General features: G+C 68.5%; 15 protein-coding genes. 5 read left to right on the forward strand and 10 right to left on the reverse strand.

Features of this window, described 5'->3' with window-relative positions:
• Positions 1-20: 20 nt before the first annotated feature.
• Positions 21-599, forward strand: coding sequence for a hypothetical protein (locus tag ACWGJP_RS11855; RefSeq protein WP_452329985.1), 579 nt, complete (start codon positions 21-23; stop codon positions 597-599).
• A gap of 6 nt (positions 600-605) precedes the next feature.
• Here ACWGJP_RS11855 and dxs read toward each other — a convergent pair whose 3' ends face one another.
• The 5 genes from dxs to dut all read right to left on the reverse strand — a co-directional run bounded on the left by dxs (position 606) and on the right by dut (position 7,442).
• Entirely contained in the window at positions 606-2,546 is a 1,941-nt protein-coding gene (dxs, locus tag ACWGJP_RS11860) for a 1-deoxy-D-xylulose-5-phosphate synthase (protein WP_452329986.1), read from the reverse strand.
• Positions 2,547-2,638: 92 nt separating this feature from the next.
• Entirely contained in the window at positions 2,639-5,515 is a 2,877-nt protein-coding gene (acnA, locus tag ACWGJP_RS11865; RefSeq protein ID WP_452329987.1) for an aconitate hydratase AcnA, read from the reverse strand.
• Positions 5,516-5,629: 114 nt separating this feature from the next.
• Positions 5,630-6,388 carry a DUF3159 domain-containing protein gene (locus ACWGJP_RS11870; RefSeq protein WP_452329988.1) on the reverse strand — a complete coding sequence of 253 codons (759 nt, stop codon included), beginning with the start codon at positions 6,386-6,388 and terminating at the stop codon, positions 5,630-5,632.
• Complete coding sequence (locus ACWGJP_RS11875) at positions 6,385-6,972, reverse strand: DUF3710 domain-containing protein (protein WP_452329989.1); 588 nt, start codon at positions 6,970-6,972, stop codon at positions 6,385-6,387. The genes ACWGJP_RS11870 and ACWGJP_RS11875 overlap by 4 nt, the downstream gene beginning before the upstream one ends.
• A gap of 2 nt (positions 6,973-6,974) precedes the next feature.
• Entirely contained in the window at positions 6,975-7,442 is a 468-nt protein-coding gene (gene dut / locus ACWGJP_RS11880; protein WP_452329990.1) for a dUTP diphosphatase, read from the reverse strand.
• A 12-nt stretch (positions 7,443-7,454) separates the two neighbouring features.
• On the opposite strand from dut, the gene ACWGJP_RS11885 reads away from it, so the two are divergent.
• Entirely contained in the window at positions 7,455-7,919 is a 465-nt protein-coding gene (locus ACWGJP_RS11885) for a DUF3093 family protein (protein WP_452329991.1), read from the forward strand.
• Positions 7,920-8,030: 111 nt separating this feature from the next.
• On the opposite strand, the gene ACWGJP_RS11890 is transcribed toward ACWGJP_RS11885, so the two are convergent.
• A complete protein-coding gene (locus tag ACWGJP_RS11890) occupies positions 8,031-8,324 on the reverse strand; it encodes a DUF4193 domain-containing protein (RefSeq protein WP_429460727.1) in 294 nt (97 codons plus the stop codon).
• A 197-nt stretch (positions 8,325-8,521) separates the two neighbouring features.
• Here ACWGJP_RS11890 and sepH point away from each other — a divergent pair, with 197 nt between their 5' ends.
• Positions 8,522-9,565, forward strand: a complete 1,044-nt coding sequence (gene sepH / locus ACWGJP_RS11895; RefSeq protein ID WP_452329992.1) for a septation protein SepH — start codon at positions 8,522-8,524, stop codon at positions 9,563-9,565.
• A gap of 42 nt (positions 9,566-9,607) precedes the next feature.
• Here the strand turns inward: sepH and ACWGJP_RS11900 are convergent, their stop codons facing one another.
• Positions 9,608-10,729: an alkaline phosphatase family protein gene (locus ACWGJP_RS11900; RefSeq protein WP_452329993.1), complete on the reverse strand. Its 1,122-nt coding sequence runs from the start codon at positions 10,727-10,729 to the stop codon at positions 9,608-9,610.
• Between the two features lie 46 nt (positions 10,730-10,775).
• Here ACWGJP_RS11900 and ACWGJP_RS11905 point away from each other — a divergent pair, with 46 nt between their 5' ends.
• Positions 10,776-13,220: a DNA gyrase/topoisomerase IV subunit A gene (locus ACWGJP_RS11905; protein WP_452329994.1), complete on the forward strand. Its 2,445-nt coding sequence runs from the start codon at positions 10,776-10,778 to the stop codon at positions 13,218-13,220.
• A gap of 42 nt (positions 13,221-13,262) precedes the next feature.
• Here ACWGJP_RS11905 and ACWGJP_RS11910 read toward each other — a convergent pair whose 3' ends face one another.
• A complete protein-coding gene (locus tag ACWGJP_RS11910) occupies positions 13,263-15,341 on the reverse strand; it encodes a DNA gyrase/topoisomerase IV subunit B (RefSeq protein WP_452329995.1) in 2,079 nt (692 codons plus the stop codon).
• Positions 15,342-15,523: 182 nt separating this feature from the next.
• Here ACWGJP_RS11910 and ACWGJP_RS11915 point away from each other — a divergent pair, with 182 nt between their 5' ends.
• Positions 15,524-15,739: a DUF7455 domain-containing protein gene (locus ACWGJP_RS11915; protein WP_452329996.1), complete on the forward strand. Its 216-nt coding sequence runs from the start codon at positions 15,524-15,526 to the stop codon at positions 15,737-15,739.
• A gap of 41 nt (positions 15,740-15,780) precedes the next feature.
• Here the strand turns inward: ACWGJP_RS11915 and ACWGJP_RS11920 are convergent, their stop codons facing one another.
• Both ACWGJP_RS11920 and ACWGJP_RS11925 read right to left on the reverse strand, forming a co-directional pair.
• Positions 15,781-16,821 (reverse strand): alanine racemase, encoded by a 1,041-nt coding sequence (locus ACWGJP_RS11920; RefSeq protein WP_452329997.1) that lies wholly within the window; start codon positions 16,819-16,821, stop codon positions 15,781-15,783.
• Positions 16,818-17,525 carry an alanine racemase gene (locus tag ACWGJP_RS11925; protein ID WP_452329998.1) on the reverse strand — a complete coding sequence of 236 codons (708 nt, stop codon included), beginning with the start codon at positions 17,523-17,525 and terminating at the stop codon, positions 16,818-16,820. Before ACWGJP_RS11925 ends, ACWGJP_RS11920 begins: the two co-directional genes overlap by 4 nt.

Genomic DNA, 17,525 nt, shown 5'->3' on the forward strand with positions numbered 1-17,525 from the left:
TCTGCTCCTACCATGTCGGCATGAGCATGGAGCCTGCACCGTTCGCTTCCAGGGAGGACCGGCCCTCGCCCTCGCCGCGCACCGCGGCGGAGCCGATGGCGTTCACGCGCGATGAGCTCCTCAGCGGCGCGGTGCGCGCATGGGGGCTGTTCGTCGGGCTGTTCACCCTCGGCCTGCTCCTGCGGCTCCTGACGATCGGCGGATCGGACTTGGCCTCGGGGATGTGGTTCGTGGCGATCGTGAGCGGCTACGCCCTCATGATCGCCGCGGGCGTGTCCGCGTTCGCCACGGCGGCGATGGTGCCCCTTGTCTGGGTTCTCGGCCGTGCGCTGCGGAGCGTGCACCGTCTGGTCGTCCATCTCGTCGTGTACATGGCTCTCGGTGTGCTCATGGCGGTGGCGGCCTACGCGCTGGCGCAGGTCATCACCGACGGAATGCTCGACCTGGCCACGAGCACCGCCCTCGCCGCTGCGATCGCGATACCGCTCGGCTGGTGGCTCACCGCCAGGGCGGCGCTGCGCGAGGATCATGGTGGGGCTCGGAGGGCACGGGCAGCGCAGCACCCGGACGAAGCCTTCGAGGACTCCGCCGTGCAGTGAGGCAGCTCAGCGGTTCTCGTGCAGCGGAAGCTCGATGGCGCCGGTCTCGCCCGCGTTGCGGGCGATCGGGATCCGGGTGCCGAGGACCTGTGCGACGACGTCCTGGGCGATCTTGGATGCCGTGAGACCGGCATCAGCGAGGATCTGATCGCGAGAAGCGTGATCGATGAACTCATCGGGAAGCCCGAGCTCGTCGACAGCCGTGTCGATTCCCGCTTCCCGCAGCACCTGGCGTACACGCGTGCCGATCCCTCCGACGCGTATCCCGTCTTCGAGGGTGATGACGAGACGATGCCGTCCGGCCAGCTCGATGACGGACGGCTGCACGGGGATCGCCCACCGAGGATCGATGACCGTGGCGCCGATCCCCTGCGCGCGAAGCCGCTCGGCGACGTCGACCGCGAGGGCGGCGAACGGACCGATGCCGATGAGGAGCACGTCCTCCCCCTCACCGCGCGAGAGCACATCGACGCCGTCCGCCAAGCGCTCGACGGCAGGGAGATCTGCTGCCACCTCGCCCTTCGGGAACCGGATCACCGTCGGCGCATCATCCACCCGAACGGCCTCGTCCAGCGCTTCCTGCAGCCGCGTGCCGTCCCTGGGCGCGGCGATCCGGATGCTCGGGACGATCTGCAGCATCGCGAGGTCCCACATGCCGTGGTGACTCGGCCCATCAGGACCTGTGACACCGGAGCGGTCAAGCACGAAGGTCACGCCTGCCTTGTGCAGGGCGACGTCCATGAGCACCTGATCGAAGGCGCGGTTCATGAAGGTGGCGTACAGGGCCACAACCGGATGAAGACCGCCGTAGGCGAGCCCGGCCGCCGAGGCGACAGCGTGCTGCTCCGCGATCCCGACGTCGTAGACGCGCTCGGGGAAGCGCTCGGCGAACGGGGCGAGCCCGGTGGGACGCAGCATCGCGGCCGTGATCGCGATGATCTTCGGGTCCGCCTCGCCCGCGGACACCAGGGCGTCGGAGAACACGTCCGTCCATCCACGTCCGCTGCTGGACAGCGGCTCTCCTGTGGTCGGATCGATGCGGTTCACCGCATGGAACTGATCGGCCTCGTCGTCCCTGGCCGGCTGATAGCCTCGCCCCTTCTCCGTGATCGCGTGCACGATCACCGGCGCGCCGTACGACTTGGCGAGCTCGAGCGTCTCGATCAGTGCGTCGAGGTCGTGTCCGTCGACGGGGCCCAGATACTTGATGTCGAGATTGGAATACAGCGCCTCATTGTTCGTGAAACGCGAGAGGAACCCGTGCGTGCCGCCACGGACACCGCGGAACAGCGCACGACCCATCGGGCCGAACAGACGGAAGAAGCGATCCGAGCGGTGGTGCAGATCCTTGTACGCCGCGGCGGTGCGCACTCGGTTGAGGTAGCGGGACATGCCGCCGATCGTCGGAGCGTAGGAGCGTCCGTTGTCGTTGACGACGATGACGAGGTTGCGGTCGTTGTCGTCGGTGATGTTGTTGAGCGCCTCCCAGGTCATCCCGCCCGTGAGCGCGCCATCACCGACGACGGCGACGACGTGTCGGTCGCTGCGCCCCGTCGCAGAGAGCGCACGCGAGATCCCATCGGCCCAGCTCAGAGAGCTCGAGGCATGAGAGGACTCGACGACGTCGTGCGGGCTCTCCGAGCGCTGCGGATAACCGGCCAGCCCGCCGCGCACGCGCAGCGCCGAGAAGTCCTGACGCCCCGTGAGCAGCTTGTGCACGTACGACTGGTGCCCCGTGTCGAAGATGATCGGGTCATCGGGAGAGGAGAACACTCGGTGCAGAGCGATGGTGAGCTCGACCACGCCCAGGTTGGGGCCGAGATGCCCGCCGGTGCGCGAGACGTTCTCGACGAGGAACGCGCGGATCTCCGTGGCGAGCTCCGCCAACTGGTCCGAGCTGAGACCGTCGAGATCCCGCGGCCCTGCAATGCCGGGAAGAATAGGCATCCGCACCTCCTGAAGTCATCTTCGATCCTACTGTTCGAGACTGCGAAGGGCCCGGATGCCGAAGCATCCGGGCCCTCACGCGCGCGACCCGATCAGACGAGCGAGCGCAGCACGTACTGCAGGATCCCGCCGTTGCGGTAGTAGTCCGCCTCACCGGGGGTGTCGATACGGACGACCGCGTCGAACTCGATCGTCTGCTTGCCCTCTGCCGAGTGCTCGCTGGGGGCGGCAGTGACGCGCACGGTCTTGGGAGTCGTCCCGTTGTTGAGCTCTTCGAGGCCCGTGATCGAGACGATCTCGGTGCCGTCCAGGCCCAGCGACTCCCAGCTCTCACCGGCCGGGAACTGCAGAGGAACGACGCCCATCCCGATGAGGTTGGAGCGGTGGATGCGCTCGAAGCTCTCGGTGATGACGGCCTTCACGCCCAGCAGGCTCGTGCCCTTGGCCGCCCAGTCGCGGGACGATCCGGAGCCGTACTCCTTGCCGCCGAAGATCACCAGCGGGGTTCCCGCCGCCTGGTAGTTCTGGCTGGCGTCGTAGATGTACGACTGCGGCCCCTCGGGCTTCGTGAAGTCGCGGGTGTAGCCGCCCTCGACGACTGCGCCGTCGTTGACCGCGGAGACCAGGGCGTTCTTCAGGCGGATGTTCGCGAACGTGCCGCGGATCATGACCTCGTGGTTTCCGCGACGCGATCCGTACGAGTTGAAGTCGCGCTGTGCGACGCCGTGCTCGGTCAGGTACTGCGCGGCGGGCGTGCCGGCCTTGATGTTTCCGGCCGGGCTGATGTGGTCGGTGGTCACCGAGTCGCCCAGCGTCGCCATGACGCGCGCACCGGTGATGTCGGTGACCGGAGTCAGCTCCATCGTCATGCCGTCGAAGTACGGCGCCTTGCGGACGTAGGTGGAGTCCTCATTCCACTCGAAGACCGGGCCCGTCGGGGTGGGCAGGCTCGTCCAGCGCTCGTCGCCGTCGAAGACGGTGGCGTACTGCTTGATGAACTGCTCACGGGAGATCGACGAGTCGACGATCTCCTGGACCTCGTCCGGCGTGGGCCAGATGTCCTTCAGGAAGACGTCGTTGCCCTCGGTGTCGGTGCCCAGCGCATCGTTCTCGAAGTCGAAGTGCATCGAGCCTGCCAGCGCGTACGCGATCACGAGCGGCGGGGACGCCAGGTAGTTCATCTTCACGTCGGGGCTGATGCGGCCCTCGAAGTTGCGGTTGCCGGACAGCACTGCGGTGACGGCGAGGTCGTGGTCGTTGATCGCGGTGGAGACCTCCTCGATCAGCGGACCGGAGTTGCCGATGCAGATCGTGCAGCCGTAGCCGACGGTGTAGAAGCCGAGACCCTCGAGATCCTTGTCGAGACCGGACTTCTCGTAGTAGTCGGTGACGACCTTGGAGCCGGGCCCGAGGGTCGTCTTGACCCACGGCTTCTGCTTCAGACCCTTGGCCAGCGCCTTGCGGGCGACGAGACCGGCGGCGATCATCACCGAGGGGTTCGAGGTGTTCGTGCAGGACGTGATCGCGGCCAGCGTCACCGCGCCGTTGTCGATCACGTACGGCTCGCCCGCGGCCGGCTTGACCTTGACCGGCTTCGAGGCGCCCTTGACACCGCTGGAGATGTGCACCGGACGCGTGTTCGTGTCCTCTTCGCCAGGGACGATGCCGGGGTCGGATGCCGGGAAGGAGTGCTTCGACTCGAGATCCACGATGTCCTCGGAGGTCGAGGGCGTCGCATAGTTGAGGATGTCCTGCTCGAACTGGTTCTTCGCCTCGGAGAGGAGGATGCGGTCCTGCGGACGTTTCGGACCGGCGATCGAGGGGACGACCGTTCCGAGGTCGAGCTCCATGTACTCGCTGAAGACCGGCTCGTTGGCGGCGTCGTGCCACAGGTGCTGCTGCTTCGCGTACGCCTCGACGAGCGCGATGGTCTGCTCGTCGCGACCGGTCAGGCGCAGGTAGTCGGTCGTGACCTCGTCGATGGGGAACATCGCCGCCGTCGAGCCGAACTCGGGCGACATGTTGCCGATCGTGGCGCGGTTGGCCAGCGGGACGGATGCGACGCCCGCGCCGTAGAATTCCACGAACTTGCCGACGACACCGTGCTGGCGAAGCATGTCGGTGATCGTGAGGACGACGTCGGTGGCGGTGACGCCGGCGGGGATCTCACCGGTCAGCTTGAAGCCGACGACGCGCGGGATGAGCATCGAGACCGGCTGGCCGAGCATGGCCGCCTCCGCCTCGATGCCGCCGACGCCCCAGCCGAGCACGCCCAGACCGTTGACCATCGTGGTGTGCGAGTCGGTGCCGACACAGGTGTCGGGGTAGGCCTGCAGCACGCCGCCGTTGGTGCGGTCGTAGATGACCTTGGCGAGGTGCTCGATGTTCACCTGGTGAACGATGCCCGTTCCGGGCGGGACGACCTTGAAGTCCTGGAAGGCGGTCTGGCCCCAGCGCAGGAACTGGTAGCGCTCGCCGTTGCGCTCGTACTCGATCTCGACGTTGCGCTCGAGCGCGTTCTCCGAGCCGAACAGGTCGGCGATGACGGAGTGGTCGATGACCATCTCGGCCGGCGAGAGCGGGTTGATGCGGTTCGCGTCGCCGCCGAGGGCCGTGACGGCCTCGCGCATCGTGGCGAGGTCGACGATGCAGGGCACACCGGTGAAGTCCTGCATGACCACGCGCGCGGGCGTGAACTGGATCTCGGTGTTCGGCTCGGCCGCGGCATCCCACGATCCGAGCGCCTCGATCTGCGCCTTCGTGACGTTCGCGCCATCCTCGGTGCGGAGCAGGTTCTCCAGGAGCACCTTGAGGCTGAACGGGAGCTTCTCGTAACCGGGGACGGTGTCGATGCGGAAGATCTCGTAGTCGGTGCTGCCGACCGTCAGGGTGCTCTTGGCACCGAAGCTGTTCACCGTGGACACGATTCCGTCTCCTTCTACTCGGATGGAGGCAACAGTCGCCTCCATCTTGCTCGCCATCGAGCCCGGTCGGCTAGCAAGGCGGACCTAACCAGTCTGCTCCGTGCCGGCCGTGGGCGAAAGCCTGCAATTTATCTTGATGTCAAGATAAATCTACCATGCTCACGCGTCAGATTCGGACGGCGACTCGCGCGGGTAGAGGGCGCGCACGACGAGCCAGGTGACGGCGATCATCGGAGCGAAGAGAGGAAGACCCATGACGAGTTTCAGCGTGCCGAGAGCGGTCACATCCCCGGCGAAGTAGAGCGGGAGTTGAACGGCGAGACGCGCATAGAAGAGCGCGCCCCAGGCGATGCCGAGCCAGAGGAAGGCGCGACGCTTGCGGCGATCCTCGCGCCAGCGGGTTCCCTCGCCCATCAGGAATCCGGCGGCGAGGCCGATGAGGGACCAGCCGATGAGCGCCGCGACGATCATGGCGGTGCCGTAGACGGCGTTGGTGATGAATCCCGGGACGAAATTGTCCTCCCCCCGCCCCGTCCACAGCGCGAGCGCCGCAGCGGCGCCCGCTGCGACGAGCCCGCCGATCGCGGCGGCGGGCGGCGACTTCTGCGCGAGCCGCACGATCGTGAAGACGGCGGCAAGGCCGACCGACACGCCCAGAGCGAGGATGAGCGGCTCCGGCGACACCGTGAAGAGGATGACGAACGCAAGGCTCGGCAGCACCGATTCGAGGATGCCTCGCCACCCGCCCATGGCCGTCCAGACGACCTTCTGGGTGCTGGACGACTCGGCAGGGTCCAGGCCTGCTTTGCGCGCGGCGGAGCCGAGCGCGGCGCCGAGCACCTCAGACGCCGTCGGCTGCGGCGCCTCGTCAGGAACGGATGCCCCGTCCGCACCCTCGCCCTGGGCGTCGCCGCTCACGCCGAACCCGGCGTGGCCGGCATCTTCAGCGGGATGAGATCCCGCGGGGGCATCGGGGCGCCGCCGCGGACCACGACCAGCGAACGGAAGAGATCCTCCACCTTCGCCGCGGCATCCACGTCGCTCGTCGCCGCGCCGCCGATGACGCCGCGGAGGAACCATCGAGGCCCGTCGACGCCGACGAAGCGAGCGAGCCGGAGACCGGAGCCCTCCGCAGCCGTGGCGGGCACCTCGGCCAGGAGCTCCTTGCCCAGGGGACCATCGCGCTCCTCCACGCGTCCGCCCTGCGACCGCACCTGATCCTTCAGCTGCACGCGCGTCTCATCCCACAGACCGCCGGAACGCGGTGCCGCGAACGGCTGCACTTGCAAGGATGATTCGGCGTAGTCCAGGCCGACGGCGACGATGCGCTTGGTCTGCTCCTCGACCTCGAGTCGGAGGTTCAGCCCCTCGCGCGGCAGGATCTTGATCCCGCCGAGATCGATGTACGGACGGACCGGATTGACCTCGCTCTCATCGAACGGGCCGTCCTCGGCGCGTCCGACGGGTGCCGACTTCGTCGGCTGTTCGTTCTGCTCTGACATGACTACTCCCCTTCGGCGATGATTCCGCCGCCCGCCGACTGATAGCCGGTGGATCCGAAGCCGCCCTCTCCCCTGGCGCTCTCAGGGAGCTCGTCCACGGGGAGGAACACGGCGCGGGTCACCGGCATGATGATCAGCTGGGCGATGCGATCGCCGACGGCGACATCGTACGCGCTCTTGGTGTCGGTGTTGATCAGGCTGACCTTGATCTCCCCCCGATATCCGGCGTCGACAGTGCCGGGGGCGTTGACGATGGAGATGCCGTGCTTGGCGGCGAGGCCGCTGCGGGGGACGACGAAGGCGGCGTACCCCTCGGGGAGAGCGATGCGCACGCCCGTCGCGACGAGGGCGCGCTCGCCGGGCTCGAGATGCACGGCCTCCGCCGATACGAGATCCGCTCCCGCATCTCCGGGGTGGGCGTAGTGCGGCACCACAGGGGCGATAATGGGTAGGTCGATCGAATCGCTCACCCCACGAGGCTAATGCAGAACACCGTTCCCCCCGCACGCCCGCGCTATCGCGAGCGTCTCACGCCGAGCCTGTGGGTGCTCGCGTCCGCGGCCGTGATCGCGCCGATGATCTCGCTCACCCTCACCCCGGTCGGCTCCGCCTTCGCCCTGGCCATCGGGATCGCCGCGGCGGTCGCGGTGATCGCCCTGCTCGTCTTCGCCTGCCCGGTGGTCTCGCTCGAGGGCGACGTGCTGCGGGCCGGGCGCGCACACATCGATGCGCGCTGGCTGGGCGAGCCGGTCGCGCTCACAGGTGAGGATGCTCGGCAGGCACGAGGACCGGGACTCGCGGCGAGCGGCTGGCATCTCATCCGCGGCGGCATCGACGGGCTCGTCATCGTGCCCAACACCGACCCGGATGATCCGATCTCCTCGTGGACGATCTCCACACGGACGCCGGACCGGCTGGCCGCGGCGATCAGGGCAGCCAAGGCCTGAAGACCGCCCGTCAGCGGAGCGTGACGCGCTCCGGATCGGCGGAGCAGCAGCCGAAGACGACGACGCGCCCCGGACCTCTCGGGTCGGGGCGCGTGACGTACGCGAAGGCGCTCAGGCGGCGCACTCCTTGCAGATCGGGCCTTCCGGCCCCTCGTGGTCGAGCTGCGAACGGTGCTTCACGAGGAAGCAGCTCATGCAGGTGAATTCATCCTGCTGAGCCGGCAGCACGACGACGTCCAGTTCGAGATCGGAGAGGTCGGCACCAGGGAGGTCGAAGCTCGACGGGTTGTCGGAGTCCTCGTCCCCCGTGGAACCGGAGAGCTTGTCCGGCACACGCTCCTTCAGGGCTTCGATCGACTCGGAGTCGTCTTCGCTCTTTCGAGGTGCGTCGTAATCGGTTGCCATGCGGTGAATCTCCACTTTCATGGTGCTAGTGGGTGGTGGGCCGTCGGGTAAGCGGCGGCCATAGTTTGCACGACTCGACGGCATTTCGCAAATGCCGTTCGCCGCACCCCATCAAACTCACGGCACGCCAGTACTATTCCCGGCTTCCGCGCCCCTCGCGTGACACCATGGCAGAAACCCACCAGAGGGGCTTTCGCATGGAAAACGTCACGATCGTCGGCACCGAATCCGGTGTCCTCGTGCTCGCCACCGAATCCGGTGAGCGCTTCGCGCTGCCCATTGACGACCTGCTGCGCGCGGAGATCCGCCGGGCGGGGGCGCACAAGACCGAGTCCGCACCTCGGCTCGCAGCGAGCCCCAAGGAGATCCAGGCGCACATCAGATCCGGTCTCACCGCTGCAGAGGTCGCCGAACTGCTCGGCGTGGATCTCGCCGTCGTCACCCGGTTCGAGGGCCCCGTCCTCGCCGAACGGGAGCATGTCGTCGGGCAGGCTCTCGCCGTGCCCGTGCTGATCGGCAGCGAGGTCGAGCCGGATGCGCAGCCCACCTTCGGCACCGCCATCAGGGCGAAACTCGCGGAGGTCGCGGCCGTCGGCGAGCGTTGGGCCAGTTGGAAGGACGACTCCGGCTGGGTGGTCAAGCTCGAGTTCACCGCCAACGAGATCGACCACGACGCACGGTGGACGTTCGACCCGAGGCGCAGCACTCTCGCGCCGCTGAACTCCGATGCGACGCAGCTCTCCCGCCAGGGCTCGCTGCCCGACGGGCTCATCCCCCGCCTGCGCGCCGTCGAGGCGGACCGCCCGGCATCGCCGTACAAGGACGAGACGCGTTTCGACTCCGGCGCGTTCGGCCTGAGGCCCCTCGCCGACCCAGAAGCGGATCTCGAGGAGCCGCCGGTCGCGGATCGCGCACCGACGGCCGCCCAGCACGCGGCGATCAAGCGCGCACCCGAGGAGAGCACGACGAGCGCCGAGACCGCCGACCTCCTGGAGGCGCTCCGGAGGCGCCGCGGCCAGCGCGAAGCCGCTCCGCTCGACGAGGAAGAGCCGGAGCAGACCACCGCGAACAGTCCGATCGCGCTCTTCGACGCCCTCGAGCCCGGGTATGCCGAGAAGGACGAGGCCCCGGAGCCGGATCCGTCTTCGCCTGCCCCCTCGGAGCCGTCCGGACGCAAGCGTCGCCGCAACGCGATGCCCTCTTGGGATGAGATCGTCTTCGGAGCACGCTCGGACGAGTGAGCGGATCTCGTCCGCGAGGCTGTCCCCGCGCTCCGGGCCTCGTCAGCGCGCCAGCGCGCCGCGCATGATCAGCGGGACCAGCCTCTCCTCCGGCGTGAGCGAGCCGTGCTGGCCGATCATGCCCCTGCCGCGCTGATCCGCCGCTGTGCCGTCGTAGAGGGCTCTGTTGCCGCGCGCCGCCACGACCAGGTCCCCGACCCGTTCAGAGGCGGCGGATGTCGTTCGCGGACCGAACAGTCCGGAGGCCAGCGCCTCACTCCGCGTTGCCACATCGGCGATGCCCTCTGTGGCGCGCCGCCAGGAGGCGGCGGCGTGATCGGCGTCCACTCCGGGGTGCAGATACAGGTGCAGCATCCGCGGTTCTCCCCCGAAATGCCGCACCATCTCCCGCACGCCGTCCGTCTCGTCGAACACGATCTGACGGTGCGCCGGGACGTCCAGCATCCCGTGGTCGGCGGTGATCACGACACCGACGCCGTCCGGCACCGCGATCGAAAGTGCTGCGTCGATCTCCTCGAGCGCGGCGACCCACTCGCCGGAATCGATGCCGTAGCGGTGTCCTGCTTTGTCGACCTCGGGGAGATAGCAGTAGACGAAAGCGCCGTCGTTCTCGGCGGCCAGCGTGTAGGCGGCCCGCACCCGATCTGCGGCGGTCTGCTCTGCGACGAACGCGGCACCGCGCAGGGTCGCACGGGTGAACCCGCTCTGCGCGTAGGCGGCGACGCCGAGCGCGAACGCCGGATGTCCGTCCGCTGACGCGCGTTCGAAGACGGTCGGCCTCGGCTGCCACGTGAGCGGATCGATGCCCGCGCTCTCCCAGTCGGTGAGCTGGTTCACGAGGACGTCGCGGTCGCGGTCGAGAACCCGGTAGCCGACGAGGCCGTGCTCACCCGGCCAGGCGCCGGTGAGGATGCTTGTGAGCGCCGCCGCCGTCGTCGAAGGGAACACGGACACGGCGACATCGCGTCTGGACATCCCGGCGGTGAGCGATCGGGCGTGACCGGCGTGCGCGCGGAGCGGGATCGCCCCGAGACCGTCGACGAGCACGAGCACCCCGGAACGCAGCCGGCTGGGCCCCGCCCCGCGCACGGCGCCGAGCAGTTCGTCCGCCACCCCGACGATGCTCCGGGCCGTGGCGGACTCGGTCGGTAACATGAGAGGCATATCCGAGCCAGTCTTTCACAGGCTCCCGCACGCCCCCAGGAAGTCCATGCCGAAGACCCCGCCCCCGGAAGCCGTCGACGAACGCATCCAGGACATCGACCTGTCCAGCGAGATGCAGGGCTCCTACCTCGAGTACGCGTACTCCGTGATCTACTCGCGCGCGATCCCCGACGCGAGGGACGGCCTCAAGCCGGTGCAGCGCCGGATCCTGTTCCAGATGGCGGAGATGGGCCTGCGCCCCGACCGAGGGCACGTCAAGAGCGCCCGCGTGGTCGGCGAGGTCATGGGCAAGCTCCATCCGCACGGCGATTCAGCGATCTACGACGCCCTGGTCAGGCTCGCCCAGGAGTGGGCGCTGCGCCTTCCGCTCGTCGACGGGCACGGGAACTTCGGCTCCCTGGACGACGGTCCCGCTGCAGCCAGGTACACCGAAGCGCGCCTCGCCGGGGCGGCACTCGCCCTCACCGAGAGCCTCGACGAGGACGTCGTCGACTTCGTCCCGAACTACGACGGCCAGTTCCAGCAGCCGGCCGTCCTTCCCGCGGCCTTCCCCAATCTGCTGGTCAACGGCGCGACCGGCATCGCCGTGGGCATGGCGACGAACATGGCGCCGCACAACCTCATCGAGGTCATCGCGGCGGCGGGGCATCTCCTGGAGAACCCGACCGCCACGGTCGAGGAGCTCATGGAGTTCGTGCCGGGACCGGACTTCCCCTCGGGTGGCATCGTCATGGGACTCGACGGGATCAAGGACGCGTACGCGACAGGCCGGGGCGCGCTCAAGGTGCGCGGCAAGGTATCCGTCGAATCCCTCGGGCCACGACGTACGGGTCTCGTGATCACCGAGCTCCCCTACATGGTCGGCCCTGAGCGCCTGATCGAGAAGATCAGGGATGCCGTCCAGGCGAAGAAGCTGCAGGGCATCAGCGACGTGACGGACCTCACGGACCGCCATCACGGCCTGCGCGTCACGATCGGCATCAAGACCGGCTTCGACCCGAACGCTGTGCTGGAGCAGCTCTACCGCCTCACGCCGCTGGAAGACTCGTTCAGCATCAACAACGTGACGCTCGTGAACGGCCAGCCCCGTACGCTCGGCCTGAAGGAGCTGCTCGAGGTCTACATCGGGCATCGACTCGACGTCGTCACGCGGCGCAGCCGTTATCGTCTCGCGCGCCGCGAGGAGCGCTTGCACCTCGTCGAGGGTCTGCTCATCGCGATCCTCGACATCGACGAGGTCATCCAGGTCATCCGCTCCTCGGACGACAGCGAGCAGGCGCGCTCCAAGCTCCGGCAGGTGTTCGATCTGTCCGAGCCGCAGGCCGAGTACATCCTGGAGCTCCGGCTGCGCAGGCTCACCAAGTTCTCCCGCATCGAGTTGGAGACCGAGCGCGACGCGCTGCAGGCGGAGATCGCCTCCCTGCAGGAGCTGCTCGCCAGCCCCGTGCTGCTGCGCGGACAGGTCGCGAAGGAGCTCGATGCGGCAGCGGAGGCCTACGGCACGCCTCGACGCACACTGCTGATGAACGCGAAGCCGGCGGTCGCGCGCAAGGCCAAGGCGGGCGAGGTCGACCTCCAGATCGCGGATGCTCCGACGCTCATCGCGCTCTCGACGACCGGACGGGCGATCAGGGTCGATCTGCAGGACGGCCAGTCCATCACCCGCCCTGCCCGACGCAGCAAGCACGACGCGATCCTCTCCACGGTCGAGGCCACGGTGCGCGGTGAGGTCGGTGCGCTCACCTCGACGGGACGACTGCTGCGCTTCTCGCCCGTCGATCTCCCCTCGGTGCCGGCCACATCTGTCCAGCTGGCCGCCGGTACGCCGCTGCGCGACTATCTCGGCATCACGTCACGCACCGAGCGGGTCGTCGCCCTGATCGCCCTGGGCACGGACACCCCCTCCGCGATCGGCACCGCACAGGGGACGGTGAAGAGGATCGTGCCCTCGACGCTGCCGGTGCGCCCCGATCTCGAGGTGATCGCGCTCAAGCAGGGCGATGCCGTGGTCGGAGCGGCACCAGCCCCCGACGACGTCGAGCTCGTCTTCGTGACCTCGGATGCCCAGCTGCTGCACTTCCCCGCCTCCGCCGTGCGCCCCCAGGGTGCGCCGGCCGGCGGTATGGCAGGCATCAAGCTCTCCTCCGGCGCCACCGTCCTGCACTTCGGCGTCGTGACGGCGGATGAGGAGGCGGTCGTCGCGACGGTCTCGGGAGCCGAGGGCATGATCCCCGGTACCGACGCCGGAAGGGCGAAGGTGTCGTTCTTCTCCGAGTACCCCGGAAAGGGACGTGCGACCGGCGGCGTCAGAGCTCATGCCTTCTTGAAGGGCGAGGACCGGCTCACCGTCGCCTGGGTCGGAGACGAGCCCGCCTACGCCGTCGGATCCGATGGTGCGGTGCGCGCTCTGCCGAGCCCCGGCGCGAAGCGGGATGCCTCCGGCCAGCCCGTCGACGGGGTGATCGGCTCGATCGGCCGCCCCGTCGTCTGAGACCCCGGAGGCGGCAGTCGGCCGTCAACGGCTCGAACCGGGTCAGGCGTCGATGGACTCGCGGGAGAGCTGGTCGGCGGAGTCGATGATGAACTCGCGGCGCGGAGCGACCTCGTTGCCCATGAGCAGCTCGAAGACACGACCGGCCGCTTCGGCATCCTCCATGCGGACGCGACGCAGCAGTCGTCCCGACTTGTCCATCGTCGTGGAGGCGAGCTGTTCGGCATCCATCTCGCCGAGTCCCTTGTAGCGCTGGATGGGCTCGTGCCAGCGCTTGTTCTGCTTGCGCAGCTTCGCGAGCAGAGCGTGCAGCTCCTGTTCGCTGTACGTGTAGATCGTCTCGTTCGGCTTGGAGCCGGGGTTCATGACGATCACCCGATGCAGCGGTGGAACAGCGGCGAAGACCCTGCCCGCCTCGATGAGCGGCCGCATGTACCGGAAGAAGAGGGTCAGCAGGAGAGTGCGGATGTGCGCGCCGTCCACATCGGCGTCGCTCATCAGGATCACCTTGCCGTAGCGGGCGGCATCGATGTCGAAGGTGCGGCCGGAGCCCGCCCCGATGACCTGGATGATGGAGGCGCACTCGGCATTCGAGAGCATGTCCCCGATGGAGGCCTTCTGCACGTTGAGGATCTTCCCGCGGATCGGGAGCAGCGCCTGGAACTCGCTGTTGCGCGCGTTCTTCGCCGTGCCGAGCGCGGAGTCGCCCTCGACGATGAACAGCTCGCTGCGGTCGACCTCCTTCGTCCGGCAGTCGACGAGCTTGGCCGGCAGGGTCGACGACTCGAGCGCGTTCTTTCGGCGCTGCGTCTCCTTGTGGGCGCGCGCGGAGACCCGGGCCTTCATCTCCGCCACGATCTTGTCGAGCAGCTGCGAGGCCTGGTTCTTGTCGTCGCGCTTGGTGGAGGTGAAACGGGCGCCGAGTTCCCTGCGGACGACCTGGGCCACGATCTGCCGCACGGCCGGGGTGCCGAGCACCTCCTTGGTCTGACCCTCGAACTGAGGCTCTGGGACCTCCACGGTCAGCACGGCCGTGAGCCCGGCCAGGACGTCGTCCTTCTCGAGCTTGTCGTTGCCGACCTTCAGCCGGCGGGCGTTCTGCTCGACCTGAGAGCGCAACACCTTCAGGAGCTCCTGCTCGAAGCCCTGCTGATGCGTGCCGCCCTTGGGCGTGGCGATGATGTTCACGAAGGAGCGGCTGATCGTCTCATAGCCCGTGCCCCATCGCAGCGCGATGTCCACACGGCAGTCGCGCTGAACGTCCTGCGAGGCCATAGTTCCGTTGGCCTGGAGCACGGGGACGGTCTCGGTGAACGTCCCCTCCCCCTGGATGCGCCAGACGTCGGTGATCGGCGCATCGGTTGCGAGGAACTCGACGAACTCCGAGATCCCGCCCTCGTAGTGGTAGCGGGTCTCGTTGCGGCCGCCTTCGCGCTCGTCGCTGACCACGATCTCGAGCCCCGGCACGAGGAACGCGGTCTGCCGCGCCCTCGTCTCGAGGTCGTTGAGCTGGAAGGCGGCATCCTTGGTGAAGATCTGACGATCCGCCCAGTACCGGACCCTGGTGCCGGTGACGCCCTTGGCGACCTTGCCGACGACCCGCAGCTCGCTCTTGTCGGAGAACGGCGTGAACGGCGCATCGGGACGCGGAGCTCCGGAGTCCTGGAAGACGCCCGGCTCGCCGCGGTGGAAGCTCATCGCGTAGGTCTTGCCGTTGCGGTCGACCTCGACGTCCAGGCGCTCGGAGAGCGCGTTCACCACCGAGGCGCCGACGCCGTGGAGGCCTCCGGATGCCGCGTACGACCCGCCACCGAACTTCCCACCGGCGTGCAGCTTGGTGTAGACGACCTCGACACCCGTGAGGCCGGTACGAGGCTCGACGTCCACAGGGACGCCGCGACCGCGGTCGCGCACCTCGACGCTGCCGTCCTCGTACAGGACGACGTCGATGCTGCTCCCGTTGCCGGCGACGGCCTCGTCTACGGCGTTGTCGATGATCTCCCAGAGGCAGTGCATAAGGCCCGGGGATCCGTTGGACCCGATGTACATGCCCGGGCGCTTGCGAACCGCCTCGAGCCCTTCGAGCACCTGGAGATGATGGGCGGAATACTCGGCGGTCACAATCTCCGATTCTACGGCGGGCAGAGCGTGCAGCCCGGTCGACACTCCCCTGTCGGCACCGGTCGAGGTGCAGCGCGTACGCGCTGAGCGAAACACGCCGTGATCCGGGCATGCGCTCAGGCTGGGCGTGGTTGTATTGAGCACGCTCCTACAGCGAACCCGACAACCGAGGAGGCACTGAGATGAATGCAACAACCGAACGTGAGGCCTCCGCGGTCGAGTACCGGCTCACCGCCATGGACCGCTGCGACTCGTGCGGCGCTCAGGCGTACATCGCCGCCGAGGTGAACGGCTCCGAGCTGCTGTTCTGCGCACATCACGGCCGCAAGTACGAGGAGAAGCTGCGCAGCGTGGCCACCAGCTGGCACGACGAGACCGCTCGACTCATCGAGGCCTGACGACCTGTCCCGCCACCGGGTCGTGAAGCGACTCGGGCCGGTCAGTCGACGTACACGCGCGCGATCCGAGGAGACAGGCGGGTGAGGATCTCCTCCCCGACCGTGTCGATGCGTTCGGCGAGATCGGTCGCGCTCGGCTCTCCGCGCAATCCGGGCCCGAACAGCGTCACGGTATCCCCGATGGCCGCGCCATCCCAGCCGTCGAGCGTCATGCTCGTCAGGGCGATCTCACGAACGCTCGTCGCTCCCGCGGGGCTGCCCGCCGGCGCACCGACGAGCGATGACGGATAGCCGTCCAACGATCCGATCCCGATCCGCACCAGGTCGGCGGCGACCTCGGTCACCGGCGCCCGAAGGGAGGCGATCGGCGCGATCCCGTCCAGTTCAGGCCCGTCGGCTGAGCGGATGCCGTAGCAGAAGGCGCCGATACGCGAGAGGTTGCCGCGCAGCTCCGGACGCCACCATGCCGCGGCCGACGCCGTGAGATGGAGGTGCTCCGGCGTCGCGCCCGCCGCGCGCACCTCGTCGGCAGCACTCACGAACACGTCCTTGGAGGCGTCATCGTCCTCATCGCTGGCCTCGGAGATATGACTCCACACGCCGACGATGCGGATCAGCCCTGCCGTCTCCGCGGCCCGCGCGTCGGAGACCGCGTCGTTCCAGTCCTCCGGTCGGATGCCGTTGCGGTGCAGACCGGTGTCGATCTTCAGGTGCACGCGTGCGGGAGCGCCTGCACGCTCAGCTCCGGCGATGACCCGGGCGAGATACTCCCTCGTCCCGACCCCGAGGTCCACATCCGCCGCAATCGCCTGAGCGATCTCTTCATCCTCGGACGTCACCCAGGCGAAGATGCGCGGGTGCGGGCCGACCGTACCGCGGATCCGCAGCGCGGATTCGACGTCGTAGCTGCCGAACCACTCGACCCCCACGCCGGCCGCCGTCGCCGCTGCCCATTCGAGGCCGTGGCCGTAGGCGTCGTCCTTCATCGCGAACAGGAGCGCGGAGGGGCTGATCCGCTCGCGTACGGCGTCGATGTTCGCCCGCAGCCGCGCCGCCGAGATCTCCAGCACGGGACCCATCATGCCTCCCACTCCCTGCGAGCCCTCAGACCGGCCACAGCCACCAGCTCGGCCGACTGGAGACCGGTCGCGGTGCTCCAGCAGGAGAGAGCGTCCGCGGCAGGGCCGCGGCCACCGAAGTACGTCACCTCGGCTCCCTCCCTGACCGGTGCGTCACCGACGTCGACGACGCACACATCCATCGCCACACGCCCCACGATGCGATGCATGGAGCCGTCGATCTCGACGCGTGCGCGATTGCCGAGGGCGCGCACGATGCCCTGCGCGTATCCCCCTGTCACGAGCGCGAGCGTGGTGTCGGATGCAGCGCGGAAGGTGTAGCCGTACGAGACCGCCTCGCCGGTGCGCAGCGGCTTGAGCGAGAGCACCCGACCTGCCAGACGCATCACCGCAGCCGTGCGCAACCGGCTGCCGGCGTCCGGAAGCCCGTAGAGCAGCAGCGGGTCGATGTCCGCCGTCTCGTGGACGACGCCGCGTACGCCCTCCGCCGCCAGCAGCGATGCCTCCGCCGGAGTGTCGACCAGCACGGCTTCCGCCCCCGCCGCCATGACGGCTTGCCCCACCGGCAGCAGCCCATGTCCCCAGGCGTCGCGTCGCAGATCCGCGATCGAACCGCCCGCCTCCACCGCCGCCCTCGCCGACAGCGCGAGAGCTGCGCGGGAGCGGAAGGCGCGGACGATCGCGCTCTGCGGTGACCAGTTCACCAC

It is taken from the genome of Microbacterium sp. NPDC055903 (genome assembly GCF_053615555.1).